This is a genomic window from Methanobrevibacter wolinii SH (assembly GCF_000621965.1).
Lineage (GTDB): Archaea > Methanobacteriota > Methanobacteria > Methanobacteriales > Methanobacteriaceae > Methanarmilla > Methanarmilla wolinii.
The window spans coordinates 20,363-35,119 of sequence record NZ_JHWX01000012.1 but is presented as its reverse complement, the minus strand read 5'-3'; the positions used below and the strand labels follow the sequence as shown (position 1 = coordinate 35,119).

Below are 14,757 nucleotides of genomic sequence, written 5' to 3'. Positions count from 1 at the left end.
TGAGTTTAGAAAATAAGTTTTTAATTTATAAAAAATTAAAATTATGGGTTTAATCTTTTAATTGCTTGAACTGGACAATTTTCAAAGCATAAACCACAGTGTAGGCAATGTTCTTTTCTAATATATGAATGTTCTTTTTTGATAATTGCTTGTTGTGGACAATTTTTGATACATAAACCACAATTTATACATTCTTCGCTTATGTAAAATCCTTTTTCAGTAATTTCACCTTTTCCAATAGTAAAATGTTCTCTTAAAATTGGTTTTTGTGTTAAATCAAAGAATTCAATTTCTCCATCAGTAATTTTAAATGGTTCTAAAATATAATGTGCATTTCCTGGATAAACATTATTCATATATGAATTTTCTTCAAACATAAGGTCAATCCATTTTTTCTGGTTTTCTAATTTTTTAGTAGTTCCTGTAATTCTTACTGATTTATTATCTTTAAAATTAAGATAACTAATTTGTGGATGATTCATTATTTCTCTATAAACATCTTTTCCACGTGCTGTTAAAAAATAAACTGTTTCTTCATCAATATGCATTATATCAATGACTCTACTTTGAGGATTTCCTTCAGAATCAACAGTGCTTAATACACCATCTATAACATTTCTCATTTGTTTTAAACATTCTTTTTTACTAGACATGATTTTCCCTTTTATATATTGTTTATATAAATTAAATATGGTATTCTATGTATTATTTTTTTTAAAACTTTTTATTTTGATTTTTAAATTAAAATAAATTTTATCTTTAAATTTTGTGATATTTGAAAGATATTAACTTATGCTATTTTAAAAACAATTTTTCCTTGTGCTTTATTTGTTTCCATTAATTTATGTGCTTTTTTTATATCTTCTAAAGAAGTATAAACTTTTGAAATTTTTGTTTTAATATGGTTATCTATTATCATATTAAAAATATTATCAATTATTTCTTGATTTGGATAATTACTAAAGAAGGAAGTAAGACATTTTCCATTAGGGATATATTTAATTGGATCAAATTGATTTATATATTCAATACCTCCTAGGATTCCTGTAACACAGCAGATTCCATGTTTTTTTAATACTTTCATAGAATCTTCCATAGTCTCTGGTCCAATTAGTTCTAATATTTTATCTACTCCATTAGGACATATTTTATCTATTTCTTTTTTAAGGTTTTCATCATCAATAATTCCGTAATCTGCACCATTTTCAAGTAAATTTTTTATATTTTCTTTTTTTCTACTTGTTGCTATTACAGTACTTCTTTTTGCTTTTGCTAATTTACAAGCTGCAAGACCTACTGTACTTGTTCCTCCACGAATAAGTATTGTTTCATTTTCTTTTAAATTTAATGATTCAAATAATGATCCATATGCTGTAAAATAGGTTTCTGGAATTGAAGCAATTTCTTCAATACTTAAATTGTTTTTAATTTTTTCATTTACTTTAAAAACATTTTTTTCAGGTAATAATGTATATTCTTCATAGCTACCATTAAATGATCTTCCCATTCCACCCATTAAACCTATAACTAAATCTCCTTTATTGAATTTACTATTGTTTTCATCAATAATTTCTCCAACACATTCAATTCCTGGGACTATTGGTAAATTAATATAATCTTCATCTGCTTCATATTCACGTAATATAATTTCAGATCTATTAATTCCAAATGATTTTACTTTAACTAAAACCCAATTAGGTTTAATTTTAGGAATTTCTATTTCACTAACTTTTAAATCTTCAGCTTTACATGTTTCATTAATCACAACTGCTTTCATGTTATCATCTTTAAATCTTTTTCCAACATTGAGGATCAGGAGAATAAAAATCATTGGTATATCCATAACTTACAGATGGGCAACCTCTACAAAATTTAAGTAGTTCACATTTAGAACATTTTTCAAATTTTTCATATTGTCTATAATAATTCATTTTATCTCCAAAGAAGATTTTAGTCATAGAATCTTTTAATGCATTACCTATATAACTATCCATTCTACGACAAGCATATACATCACCATTTGGAAGTATTGTCATATGTGAGTTTCCACAATTACAACCATCGTATATTACATCATCGTCTAAATCCTTAGGAATTTTAAATAATCCTTTCTCATAAAGATAAAGTGTCCATAAATGGTCTTTTAAATTAAAATTAGTATGTTTGTCTTTATATTCTTCGAATTTATTCCAACATTTATCTAATAATTGGTGATATTCTTCTGGACTTATTTGTGAAATCTTTTCATAGCTTGTTGGACAATATCTTGCAAAAGAGAATAAATCTACATCATATTTTACTACAGTATCAATAATTTTAGGAATTTCATCAATATTTGTTTTAGATACTGTAGTCATAATATTTGCATGAATTCTATTATCTTTAAGACATTTTATTTTTTCCATTGTTGTATCAAATGAACCTTCTTTTCTAAAATAATCATGAGTTTCTTTTAATCCATCAATTGAAAGTTGATAGAATTCACATCCATAAGAATGTAATTTTTTACAAGTTTCATTATTTAAATGGAATGGATTTCCAAGTATTCCAAATCTTATTTTATTATCCTTTAATAATTTTAATATTTTCCAGAAGTCTGGATGTAAAATGGGATCTCCACCAGTAATTGAAAAATAAGGTATTCTATTTACATCTTTACACATTTTTAAACAATTATTTATTGTTTTTTTAACATCTTCATAAGGCATTGTTAAAATAGGTTTATTATTTTCTTCTGAGAATATATAACAATGTTTACATCTTTGGTCACAATCATCTGTAATATGAAATTGAAATGCAAAAAAATTAGTCATTTTATAGGTTTCTCCGTAAAATAAAATCTTTAAAAAAAGTTTAATTGATAGTAATACTATCAATTATTAAATAAAAACAATATTGATTATTTTTAGTTTAATTTTTCACTACCACATGCAGTTGTTACTTCACTACCACATGCTGTGTTGATTTCTGATCCGCATGCTGTTGCGGTTACTTCGCTGCCGCATGCAGTATTTATTTCACTTCCACAAGCAGTTGAAATGGTAGATTTAATATAGTTTCCAGCTATTTTACTATTAAAAAAATTTTCATTTTTATTCCATGAATTTAATTTATACATTTTATTGTCTCCTATTTTAAAAAATATTTTCTTTTTAATATTAAAAAGTTTAATATCTCTATATATTACTCTTTAATTTTTCTGTTTATAAATTAGGAAGTTACTATTAAGTAACCTTTATTTTATTTAATATTTAATTGTTATAAGTTACTAAAAAGTTACTTATTACTTTAATAAATTTAAATAGATAATTATTATAGTATAAGAAAATAAGGTTTTTATTATGGTGAATAATAAAGGTATAAATCAATGTCCTGTAGAATTAACTATGAATTTAATAAATAAAAAGTGGGTAATTCAGTTAATTAGGGACATGTTTTTTGGAAAATCTCATTTTAATGAATTTAAAGAGGATAAACCAAAATTATCTAATAAAGTTCTTTCTAGTTGTCTTAAAGATATGGAGAAAAATGGTTTAATTAAAAGATTTGTTAATCCTAATGATTCATTAGATATTGAATACCGTCTTACAGATAATGGAAAAGCTTTAAATAAAGTTATTTATGAGCTTGCTATGTATACTCTTAATACAAATAAAGATTATGATGAAAAAACAAGGGAATTTCTTAAAAAATTATTTAAAGAAAAGTTAAATATTGAATAATTTCTTTTTTTACATCTTTTAAACATTAATAATCTTAATTTTTATAAAATTTGATTAATGTATTAAATTATTTTTTTATATCATTTTAAATTTAGATATTTAATTAAATTCATGATTAAAAAAGTATTTTAAAATTTTATTAGTGGGGTATGTTGAAGTTCTATTTTTTAAACAGTACTTAAAAATTAAATTTAAAAAAATTAGAATAATTTTAAGAAAAATCTGTTAAAAAGTTTAACTTCATTAAATATTAAATCTTTTTAAAATCTGTTAAAAAATTTAATTTCACTAAATATTAAATCTTTTTATATTATAATTAATTTATATTTAATTTCATAAAATTTTAATTTTATATTATTTTATATTTCTGTTCTTATTTTTTTTTAATTGTTTATAAATTTTATTAAATTTTTATAAAAATAATAAATACTATAAGTTATTAATTATATATAATTTTATAGTATCTTTATTGAATAATTTAGATATTAAACTTTAAAAGAGGAATCTTATTAAAATGAATTATAAAAAGATAATTTTTATTGTTGTTATTTGTATTATAATTTTATCTGGATATTTGATTATTAATGAATTTATTTTTAATAATAATGTTACTAACAATACTAATCTTAAATATACTGTTACTGTAGATAATTCAAGTTTTACAGTACCATCTACTTATAAGGTTGTTAATAAGTCATCAAATTTTGCTATTTTAACAACTAATAATCAATCTTCAAATTCAAGTAATTGTTATCATTTATTGATTCAAAGAATCAATCAAACTCAAAAAGAGGAGTTTTCTAATAATGTTACTACTGATGAATATTCTTATTCTGTTAGTAAAGTGAATAATACATATCTTGTTAATAGATCTTATCTTGATGGTATTATTGAATATATTGAATTCTGTCAAAATGGTGATAAATTATATATTTTAGAGTTATGTGTTAATAGTACATATTATAATTCTAATCCAACAAATCGTACAGTTTCAGAACAATTAAATGAAATTGTTAATGATAGTGGATATAAACCTATTTAATCTTTATATCCATTTTTTGATTTTTAGATATTTTTTAATATTTAATGCTTTTTTATGAATTTAAACTTTTTTTTAATTTAAAATTTAAGTTTTTTTATAGATTATCTTTTTATATGTGAGTTTATCTTAATTTTTATTGGTTTTTAATCTATTTTTTCATTGTATGTTGGTTGTTTTAGTTTTTTATTTGGTTTCTAAGCTATTTTTTTCTTGAATATCTTTTATTTAATTTTATTATATTAAGAATTGTTTTATATTAATTTATTTTTTAGTAAACTTTTATAATATTTTGTTCGTATATAGTCGAAACATTTTTATACCATATATAACAATATTATATTAATTAAATATAGAAATATGTAGAGGAATTATATAATTATTATAAACAATATAATTATAATTAAAGGTGGTTATAATGGTAGAAACAATTGAAGATTTAATCAATGCATTAAAAACTGAAGATGATTTAGATAGAGAAGCTGCTCTTGGAGAACTTGAAATTAGAAGTGAAGAATCTTTAGATGCATTAATCGAAGCATTAAACAATAGAAATAAAAATATTAGGAGATATTCTGCACAAGCTTTAGGTTATATTGGAAATGAAAAAGCTATACAACCATTAATTAATACTTTAGAAGATAAAAATAAATTTGTAAGAAGAGAAGCATCTACTGCTTTAGTTCATATTGGTGAACCAGCATTTGATTCTTTAATTGAAATTTTAGATCATGAAGATTGGAGAGTTAGAGGTGCAGCTGCTTGGGCTTTAGGAAGTATGAAAAAACCAGAAGCACTTGATGCATTAAATGCTTTATTAGATGATGAAAGTGGTTTTGTTAAAGCAGGTGCAAAAAACGCAATAGCAAATATTGAAAAAGGAAACTAATTTTAACTTAGTTTTCTTTATTAATTTCTGTTTATAAGATTATTTTACTATTTTTTATATTTCTAGTTTAAATTTTATTAAAATTACTTAATATTTTTATATTAAAATTTTTAATTTTCATTATATTTTCTAAGATTTTGAATATTATATATTTTTTTGTACATTTTTTTATTTTTATTATAATTTTTCTATTAATTTTAAATGGAATTTGAAAGAATATATAAAAATTTTAATTAATAGGAAGCTATTTTCCGCCAATTTTATATATTATAAAAGTAAATATTATTATGGTTACTTTTTCTATTGATTAAGTAAAATTTTATATCAATCTAAAATTTCTTTAAAATAATTTTTTGTAAATAAAGATTGAACTTATATTATTTAATTTAAATTTATAAGTCCTGTTTATTTGTTTTGATTTTAATTAATAATGAATTAAAATAAAATTTATTAATTATTAAAAATAAATATTAAAATACTATTTATTAAAGCAAATATTTATCATTATTATTTATTAAAAACTTAGGAGATATAAAATGAAAATAGGAATTTTAAACTTACAAGGTGCAGTTAGCGAACATTATGATATTACAAAAAAAGCAATAGAAAATTTAGGTATAAATGCAGAATGTGAAAATGTACGTTATGCTGATGATGTAGCATCTTGTGATGGAATTATTATTTCTGGAGGAGAAAGTACAGTTATTGGTAAAATCATTTTTGAAAGAGGTATAGATAAAATAATTAAAGAAAATAATATACCTGTTTTTGGTACCTGTGCTGGAATGGTTTTACTTGCTAAAAAAATTGATTTTAATCAACCATTACTTGGATTAATGGACATAGTTGTAAAAAGAAATGCTTTCGGATCTCAAAAAAATTCATTTGAATCAAATATTAAATTCCTTGGAGAAGATTTTAATGGAGTTTTTATTAGAGCTCCAGCAATCTCAAGTTATGATAAAACAAAAGATGATATAAAGGTATTAGCAACTCTTGATGATCAGGTTATAGCTATTAAACAAGGACATAATATTGCCTGCAGTTTTCATCCAGAGTTAACTGATGATACTAGGATTCATGAATACTTTTTAAAGGAGGTTTTACAGTGTGTGGAATAGCAGGAATTGTATATAAAGATGGAAAATTGCATAATATTGGTAATGATATGACCAACATGTTAAATGCACTTCAACATAGAGGACCTGATTCAGCAGGTTTTGCATTATATGGTGGTTTAGGTCTTAAAGATGATGAATATATTTTAAACATTCAACTTGAAAAAAACAGTAAAAAATTATTAAGAACAGTTAAAGATGAAATTAATATGGTTTCACCTATTAAAGCAGATAAATTAATGTCTACTACTGAGAACTCATGTTTATATCAATGTAAAATTCAATTAGATGAATTTAAAATGTTAAAACCTCTTATACAAGATGTTGATTCTATTAATGATAAAGTAGTTGTTATTAATGGGGAACATGGCTTTCAGATGATTAAAGATGTAGGTTCTGTTCTTGAAATTGCAGATAATTATGATACTCGTTCTATAATGGGAACTCATGCAATTGGACATACTAGATTCTCTACAGAAAGTGGAGTAGATTTATATCATGCTCATCCATTCCAAACATATATTTTAAGGGATGTTTCTTTAGTACATAATGGACAAATTACTAATTATTGGAAAGTTAGAGATACTTTAGAAAGGAAAGGTCATATTTTTGAAACAAATAATGATACTGAATGTTTAGTTCATTATATTGCAGATAAAATTTCTACTGGTTACACATTAGAAGAAGCTTTAGAACAATCTGTAGAAGATATGGATGGACCATTTTCTTATATTGTAGCAACTCCTAATGGTATTGGTATTGCTAAAGATAAATTAGGTTTAAGACCTGGAGTAATGGCAGAAAATGATGATATATTTGCAATAGCTTCAGAAGAAGTTTCACTTGGACAAGTAATTGATACTAGTGAAGTTGAGCAAATTTATCCTGGTGAAGTTAGAGTATTTGAGATTTAATTATTATATTTGGTATTTAGTTAATAAAACAGTTATTAATTAAAATAAGTTAAAATTTTATAAAGGTGATTTAATGGCTAATGAAATTGAAATTGATGCATCCTCACTTACTCCTCGTGAATTAAATTCAAAAATTAAAGAATATGCAAAAGAATTTGATAAAATTATTATTAAAAATCCTGGAGCAGATCATTATCTTGTTGCAGGTCTTGTTGAAGATACTAGTATTGTTATTGAAGGTTCTGCAGGTTATTTTGCTGGAACTATGCTTGATAAAGGTAATATAACAATTAATGGTAACGCAGGATGGTTTGTAGGAGATAATATGACTAGTGGTGAAATCATAGTAAATGGTTCTGCAGGTGATGGTGCAGGACAAGGTATCTATGGTGGAACACTTGTAGTTAAAAAAGGTGTAGGTTCAAGAACTGGAGAAATCATGAAAGGAGGAACTGTAATTATTGGTGGTGACTCTGGATTCATGTCTGGTATATTTATGATGGGTGGTCGTATGATTATCCTAGGTAATTTAGGTGCTGATGCAGCAGAATCTATTATTCGTGGTGAAATCTTTGTTTTAGGTGATGTTCAAAGTTTAGGTAAAAATGCTATAATCATTAATATTACTGATGAAGATAAAAAAGAATTAAAAGAAATTCTTGAACATTATGGCTTTGAATTAAAAGATGAAGATTATGATAAATTTACAAAAATTATACCAGAAAGTGCAAGACCAATTTATGGTAAAAATTAAGGGAGGAGAGTAAAGTGCCATATAAAGTAAAAAGAAGTCCAGTACTTTGTAAAAGAAGTTTTAATAGGCCAGGATGCTGTTGGTATATGTGTGATGACAGAGACGAAAAAATATGTCATAAATGTTTCTCCTGTGTAAATAACTGTCCTCATAATGTTTATGAAGTAGTTGATGGTGAACCTTATGCAGTATATCCTGAAAGATGTGTTGGTTGTAGAATCTGTATGGAAATGTGTCCAAATAAAGCTATTGAAGTTGAAGCTATTCCTGAAGATTATAGGGAATCATGGAAATATCCTGATATGATGGAGATTGTTAGGAAATCTGATTCTGGAAAATATCAAATTAGGAGTACTGGTGCATTAAGGAAAATACCAACATTTGATGATTTAGTAATTACTCCTGCACAAGTATCAAGACCACCTTTAGATAAATATCGTGAACCTTGTGGAACTGATGTTGTTCTTGGTAGTAGATTTGCTGAAAACCCATTAAAAATTGATACTCCTATTATGATTGGAGCAATGTCTTTTGGTGCATTAAGTAAAGAAGCTAAAATGGCATTAGCTATAGGTTCTTCTCTTGCTGGTACTGCAACTAATACTGGTGAAGGTGGAATGCTTCATGAGGAAAGAGATCTTGCAGATAAACTTATTGCACAATATGCATCTGGAAGATTTGGAATTTCTGCAGATACCTTAAATAAAGGTGATGCAATTGAAATTAAAATTGGTCAAGGAGCAAAATCTGGTATGGGTGGACACCTTTTAGGTGAAAAAGTTACTGCAGATGTAGCTAAAATTAGGATGATACCAGAAGGATCTGATGCATTATCTCCTGCAAGACATATGGATATTGTAGGTCCAGAAGATCTTGCAATGAAAATCTCACAATTAAGAGAAATCACTGACTGGAAAGTACCTATTATGGTTAAATTTGCTTCAGGTAAAGTTGCTAGTGATGTAAAAATTGCAGCAAAAGCTGGTGCTGATGTAGTTGTAGTAGATGGTATGCAAGGTGGTACTGGTGCTGGTCCTGATGTTATTATGGAACATTCTGGTATTCCTACCCTTGCTTCTGTTGTAGAAGCAGATAAAGCTTTAAGAGAAATCAATCTTAGAGAAGATGTTGACCTTGTTATTGCAGGAGGTATTAGATCTGGTGCAGATGTTGCTAAAGCTATGGCTTTAGGTGCAGATGCTGTATATATTGCTACTGCTGCTCTTATTGCAATTGGTTGTAGAGTATGTCAACAATGTCATACAAGTACTTGTAAAAAAGGTATTGCAACTCAAAATCTTGAGTTAAGACATAGATTAAATGTTAAACAAGCTGGAAAACAAGTAGCTAATTATATTAAAGCTATGACAGATGAAGCTTGTATGTTAGTACAACAAGCAGGAAACACACATCTTTCAAAATTAGAAAAAGAAAATTTAAGAGCATTAACCCTTGAAGCTTCTGCATTAAGTGGAGTTCCAATGGCAGGTAATGAATGGATGCATTAATTGCTCTTATTAGCTATTAAATTAGTTTTTATAACTAATTTAATTTTTTTAAATTTATAACTTCATTTTTTTAAGTATTTATCTCTTTTTTTAGTTTTTATTTTAGTTTTGTTTAATTTTATTTAAATTTTGTTTTTGGTTTTTAAATATGTTGTTTTTTGAAGAAGTTTATTTTTAAGATTTTTTAATTTTAAATAGATTTTAGAGGATATTAAATTTTTAAATAAAATTAATTTTTAATAGAATCAATTTTTTAATAAGTTCTAATTTAATTCTTCAATTTCATGAGCAATACAAAGTTTACATAATGCAGTTGGATTTTTAATATTATTATGTTTTACAGGACAATAGTAAATACCTTCTTTTAATATGATTTTTTGATTTGCAGGGAATGGAGTATTAATTGGATGTATAGGTTCTTCTAAAATAAATGTTGTATATATTGATATTATAGTATACATAAGTGGTGTTTTATTACTTTCTGAATCTATTTCTTTCATTTGCTCATTATATTGTTTTTCTAGTATATTTAATGAATTTAAAAACTTAGTTTTATTAATATTTTCTGGATAATTTTTATTATCATTTTTTATTCTTTCAAGTCTTCCTAAAAAATATTTTATTGTAACTTTAAGATATTCTTCACGATATGATTTTTGAATATATTCTCCTTCTTTTCTTAGGTATGTTGATGCAATCATCTCATCATATAATCTCATTTTTCTTGCATATTGTTTAATGATTTTTAATACATCATTTTTACTTATATCATTTTTAAGCTCTCTTAATTCATTAAATATAGACATGGTTTTTCACTTAATTTATTATTAATTAATTATTATTCTTTTTAAAATTTAATGTTTTTTCTGTTTTATATATTATTATTCTAAATTTCAATTTTTTATAAACAATATTTAAATTTAATAAAAATCATAATTTATTATAATTAATATTTAAGTTATAAATTAAGGATTATTTATTATGATTACAATTACTAAAAATGAGCGAAATGTTTTAGATTTAGTTAAAAAACTTAATGGATCATATGAGGATGGTATTCCTCAAAATTTACTTAAAATCGAGCTTAAAATACATGAATATCAATTATATGAAATTTTAAACAGTCTTAAAAATAAAAAACTTGTTGATTTCGAAGATAATCGTGTTAAATTACTTGATACTGATGAAAAAATAAACACTGTAAATTCTAAACAAGATGTTATTGATGCAGAATTAAATCAGATAGAACAAGATTCTATTGAACTTATTAAAAATATTGTTGTAGATGGTATTGTTCCTAAATATGAATTAGAAGGAAATCTTTTATATGGGAATTTGAATTTATCTGACTTTAGAATGTATCATGTTATTATCTCTTTAACAAATAAAGGTATTATTAAACCTATTCTTAAATATGGTGAACAATATTATAGACTTTTATTATCTGATTAATATTATTAAATTTAGTTGATTTGATGTTTTTTTTAATTTTTACTTTTTTTAAATTATTTTTTGTTAATTTGATGTTTTTTTTTAGTTTTTATTTATTTTATTAATTTTTTTTGTTAATTTGATGTTTTATTTAATTTTTACTTTTTTTTTAAATTATTTTAGTTTTTTAAGAAGTTTATTATTATATTTTTAGCTTCATTAAAGTTTCTTTTAATTAGAACATTGTGTTTTGTATTAGGAAAAGAATAAATTTTTGAATTTGGTATTTTTTCAAGTTCTTTAATATTATTATATGAAATAATTTCTTCATCTTCTCCATAAAGAATTAATGTTTTGTTTTTAATTTCATCTAATTTATTATAAATATTAAAATTTTTACATGTTTCTAATGTTTTTATTATTGCAGATTGATTTTTATTTTTACTTTGGATTATTTTAATTTCATCTAATTTGTTTTTATTTTCTTTAATTATATCGTCTGGTAAAACATATTTTATCATGGTATCATAGAAACATTCAAAACTTTCGTTTATTGAGTTAAGCATTATTTTAAAGTTTCTATTTGTATAGTTATCTGCTCTTGGTAATGTAGATATAAGTACTAATTTTGATACAAGTTCTGGATTTTCAACTGCAATTTTAAGGGAGATTTGTCCTCCAAGTGAAAAGCCAATTAAATGGAATTTATTAATATTTAATTTTTTAAGAAGTTTTATAACATCGTCTTTAATTAAATTCATAGTATATTTTTCGTTACCTTCTTCTGTTTTTCCATGTCCTCTTAAATCCATGCTTATTACTTTATAATATCTCTCTAAATATTTAGTTAAATGTTTCCAATAATTTAAATCATCTGAAAGTCCATGAATCAATACAATAGGAAAACCATTTCCTGAGATTTTATAGTTCATTTTAATTGAATTAATATTAATAGTTGTCATAGTATTACTTTTTTATTTTAATATAATTTAATTTATTGATTTAATTAAATTTATTATCATTTATTATATAATAAATTTGATTATTATCTATGTAATTTTTATATAATAATTTTTTAGCTATTTTAATTTAAAAATAAGATTTATTATATCTTTTATCTTTTTATTGGTTTTCATAAAATATATATAATACGAATTTTAAAATTAAACATAGAAAATTGTTTATATTTTTTGGTGTAAATAATTTTATTTAAAAAAATTTAGGAGTTCTGTGGATGATGAGAATTAGTATGTCTTTACCTAAAAAATTATTAGAAGATTTTGATGATGTTTTAAAAAGTAGAGGATATCAATCTCGTTCTAAAGGTATTAGAGATGCTCTTCAAGATTATATTCTTCGTTACCAATGGATGAATGAAATGGAAGGGGAACGGATTGGTGTAATTACTATAATCTATGATCATCATTATACTGGAGTTATGGAGAACTTAGCAGATATTCAACATGCTTACAGAGAAACTATTACTGCTAGTATGCATGTTCATATGACTGAAAAATATTGTATGGAAGTTATCATTGTTAATGGTGATGTAAATCTTATACGTGAAATCACTGAAAAGATGATGAAACTTAAAGGTGTAGAACACGTTAAACTTACTAGTACTGCTAATAGTAAGAATTTTAGTCATAAACATGAGCATAATCATGTACATTTTGAAGGTTAATACTTAAGTTTTTTTAACTATTTTAAAAGATTTAAACTTAAGTTTATTCTTTTAAAATGTCTATTTGCTTTGTTTGTTCTATTTTTTATTTATTTAAGGATTTTTAGTGTTTTTTAGTTTAAACTCCTTTTTCGTGTTTTTTTTTTATTTTTTTATTTGTTTAAACCGCTTTGTGTTTTTTATTAGTTTTTAATATTTTTTTTTAGCTTTTGTTTTATTATTTTATTTATTAAAATTTTTAATTAATAAATTTTTTAATTAATATTTGTATTTTTTAATTCTTTTAAATTATTTACTTAGAAATGAATTTTTTATTTTAAAAAATTATTTTATTTATTTCTATTTTTAAATATTTTCATGATTTTCTATTATTAAATAATAAACTTTTATAATTATTCTTTTTTATTAATATAATTTAATTATATTTAAAATGAGGTAATTATATGACTTGTGAATTAATTTTAGTAAATGAGAATAATTTAATTATGGCAGCAGATAAAACAACTGTATTAAATAATGAAAGAATATTTGATGATGTAAATAAGATATTTGATTTTTCAGGAAAATACACTATGGCAGTTATGGTTTATGGTAATCCTGATTTTATGAGTATTCCTATGGAAGATTTTTTATCAAATTTTAAGGAAGAAATTTCATATAATCGATATGATAAGCTTGAAGATTTAGGATATTCTATTATTGATTATATTGAAGAAGAATATTTAGACTATGAGGTTGATATTAAATTAATTAAATATGAGTTTTTAAGATTATTTGATAATTTTATTCGTGATATTTTAAGTGAAAATAAAGAAAAAGATTGTTTAGAATCTTTTGAAGAGTTTTTAGACAATTTTGATACAGATAAATATATTAATGTTCTTGAGAATATTAAAAATAAAAATGAATTTAATTCTTTAGATGACTTTTTTAATAAATTAACTTCATTATTTTCTAGTTCTGATGATTATATTAAAGATCTTCTATATAAATTATTTATTCAGATGTTAATTCTTAAAAAAACAGGTATTGTTATTGGTGGTTATGATAAATTAAATAAGAATCCTTCATTTATTAATTTTGAACTTATTACTTTACTTGATGGTGAAGTTATTAAAAGTGATTTTAAAAGGATAGATTATAATGGAGATAATTTAATTCTTGCTTTTTCCCAAACAAAGGAAATCATGTCTTTTTTATCTGGTATACATCCTAAGTTTCAATATACTTTTTTATCTGGTTTTGAATCATATTATGATGATTATTTAGATAAATTAAATATTATTAAAGATGATGTTTCTAATAATATGTCTAATTTTAATAAGCTTAATATTAATAAAAATGAATTTAATGATTTAAAATTAGTTATGAAAGGATTTAGTAAATCTTATGATTATCTTAAAAAAGAAATAGAATCAATTAAAAATGATAATAAAAATTTTTATTTAGAAAAACTTTCAGATTTATCTTCTAAAGATTTAGGATTTTTAGCTAAATTTTTAATTGCTATTACAAATGTAAAATATTGTTTAAATAATGGTTACAATATATCTGATTTATCATTTAATATTGCTTTATTAAAAGATGATAAATTTATGTGGTTTTATGATTAATTTAATTTAGATTATATTAGAATTTTTAATTTATATTAAAACTATATTTAATTTAAACAATATTTTTCTTTTTTGATATTTTTTT

At 23.1% G+C, this 14,757-nt stretch carries 15 protein-coding genes; 10 read left to right on the top strand and 5 right to left on the bottom strand.

Annotated elements, in window-relative coordinates:
- Positions 1-41: 41 nt before the first annotated feature.
- The 3 genes from T523_RS00870 to acgM form a co-directional block, all read right to left on the bottom strand.
- Positions 42-653: a 4Fe-4S binding protein gene (locus T523_RS00870; RefSeq protein ID WP_042706996.1), complete on the bottom strand. Its 612-nt coding sequence runs from the start codon at positions 651-653 to the stop codon at positions 42-44.
- Positions 654-790: 137 nt separating this feature from the next.
- Entirely contained in the window at positions 791-1,843 is a 1,053-nt protein-coding gene (locus T523_RS00865; RefSeq protein ID WP_198016017.1) for a zinc-binding dehydrogenase, read from the bottom strand.
- A complete protein-coding gene (gene acgM / locus T523_RS00860; RefSeq protein ID WP_042706994.1) occupies positions 1,788-2,813 on the bottom strand; it encodes a radical SAM/SPASM domain protein, ACGX system in 1,026 nt (341 codons plus the stop codon). The genes T523_RS00865 and acgM overlap by 56 nt, the downstream gene beginning before the upstream one ends.
- A 528-nt stretch (positions 2,814-3,341) precedes the next feature.
- Here acgM and T523_RS00850 point away from each other — a divergent pair.
- The 7 genes from T523_RS00850 (at position 3,342) to T523_RS00820 (ending at position 9,944) form a co-directional block, all read left to right on the top strand.
- On the top strand, positions 3,342-3,722 hold the full coding sequence (locus T523_RS00850; RefSeq protein ID WP_042706990.1) for a winged helix-turn-helix transcriptional regulator: 381 nt from the start codon (positions 3,342-3,344) through the stop codon (positions 3,720-3,722).
- A 514-nt stretch (positions 3,723-4,236) separates the two neighbouring features.
- Positions 4,237-4,764 carry a hypothetical protein gene (locus T523_RS00845; protein WP_042706989.1) on the top strand — a complete coding sequence of 176 codons (528 nt, stop codon included), beginning with the start codon at positions 4,237-4,239 and terminating at the stop codon, positions 4,762-4,764.
- A 415-nt stretch (positions 4,765-5,179) separates the two neighbouring features.
- Entirely contained in the window at positions 5,180-5,650 is a 471-nt protein-coding gene (locus T523_RS00840; protein ID WP_042706987.1) for a HEAT repeat domain-containing protein, read from the top strand.
- A gap of 536 nt (positions 5,651-6,186) precedes the next feature.
- The gene (gene pdxT / locus T523_RS00835; protein ID WP_042706986.1) at positions 6,187-6,771 is read left to right on the top strand and encodes a pyridoxal 5'-phosphate synthase glutaminase subunit PdxT; all 585 of its coding nucleotides are present in this window, start codon (positions 6,187-6,189) and stop codon (positions 6,769-6,771) included.
- On the top strand, positions 6,759-7,682 hold the full coding sequence (locus tag T523_RS00830) for a class II glutamine amidotransferase domain-containing protein (RefSeq protein ID WP_042706985.1): 924 nt from the start codon (positions 6,759-6,761) through the stop codon (positions 7,680-7,682). Before pdxT ends, T523_RS00830 begins: the two co-directional genes overlap by 13 nt.
- A 73-nt stretch (positions 7,683-7,755) precedes the next feature.
- The gene (locus tag T523_RS00825; protein ID WP_042706984.1) at positions 7,756-8,436 is read left to right on the top strand and encodes a GltB/FmdC/FwdC-like GXGXG domain-containing protein; all 681 of its coding nucleotides are present in this window, start codon (positions 7,756-7,758) and stop codon (positions 8,434-8,436) included.
- Between the two features lie 14 nt (positions 8,437-8,450).
- A complete protein-coding gene (locus tag T523_RS00820) occupies positions 8,451-9,944 on the top strand; it encodes a glutamate synthase-related protein (protein WP_042706983.1) in 1,494 nt (497 codons plus the stop codon).
- A 263-nt stretch (positions 9,945-10,207) separates the two neighbouring features.
- On the opposite strand, the gene T523_RS00815 is transcribed toward T523_RS00820, so the two are convergent.
- Positions 10,208-10,750: a DUF2115 domain-containing protein gene (locus T523_RS00815; protein WP_042706982.1), complete on the bottom strand. Its 543-nt coding sequence runs from the start codon at positions 10,748-10,750 to the stop codon at positions 10,208-10,210.
- Between the two features lie 175 nt (positions 10,751-10,925).
- Here T523_RS00815 and T523_RS00810 point away from each other — a divergent pair, with 175 nt between their 5' ends.
- Positions 10,926-11,396, top strand: a complete 471-nt coding sequence (locus T523_RS00810) for a hypothetical protein (RefSeq protein WP_042706981.1) — start codon at positions 10,926-10,928, stop codon at positions 11,394-11,396.
- A 158-nt stretch (positions 11,397-11,554) separates the two neighbouring features.
- Here the strand turns inward: T523_RS00810 and T523_RS00805 are convergent, their stop codons facing one another.
- Positions 11,555-12,337 (bottom strand): alpha/beta fold hydrolase, encoded by a 783-nt coding sequence (locus T523_RS00805; protein WP_042706980.1) that lies wholly within the window; start codon positions 12,335-12,337, stop codon positions 11,555-11,557.
- 272 nt (positions 12,338-12,609) lie between these two features.
- Between T523_RS00805 and nikR the strand changes: the two genes are divergently transcribed.
- Together nikR and T523_RS00795 are read left to right on the top strand one after the other, a co-directional pair.
- Entirely contained in the window at positions 12,610-13,059 is a 450-nt protein-coding gene (gene nikR / locus T523_RS00800; RefSeq protein ID WP_042706979.1) for a nickel-responsive transcriptional regulator NikR, read from the top strand.
- 443 nt (positions 13,060-13,502) lie between these two features.
- Positions 13,503-14,672, top strand: a complete 1,170-nt coding sequence (locus T523_RS00795) for a hypothetical protein (RefSeq protein WP_042706978.1) — start codon at positions 13,503-13,505, stop codon at positions 14,670-14,672.
- Positions 14,673-14,757 lie beyond the last annotated feature (85 nt).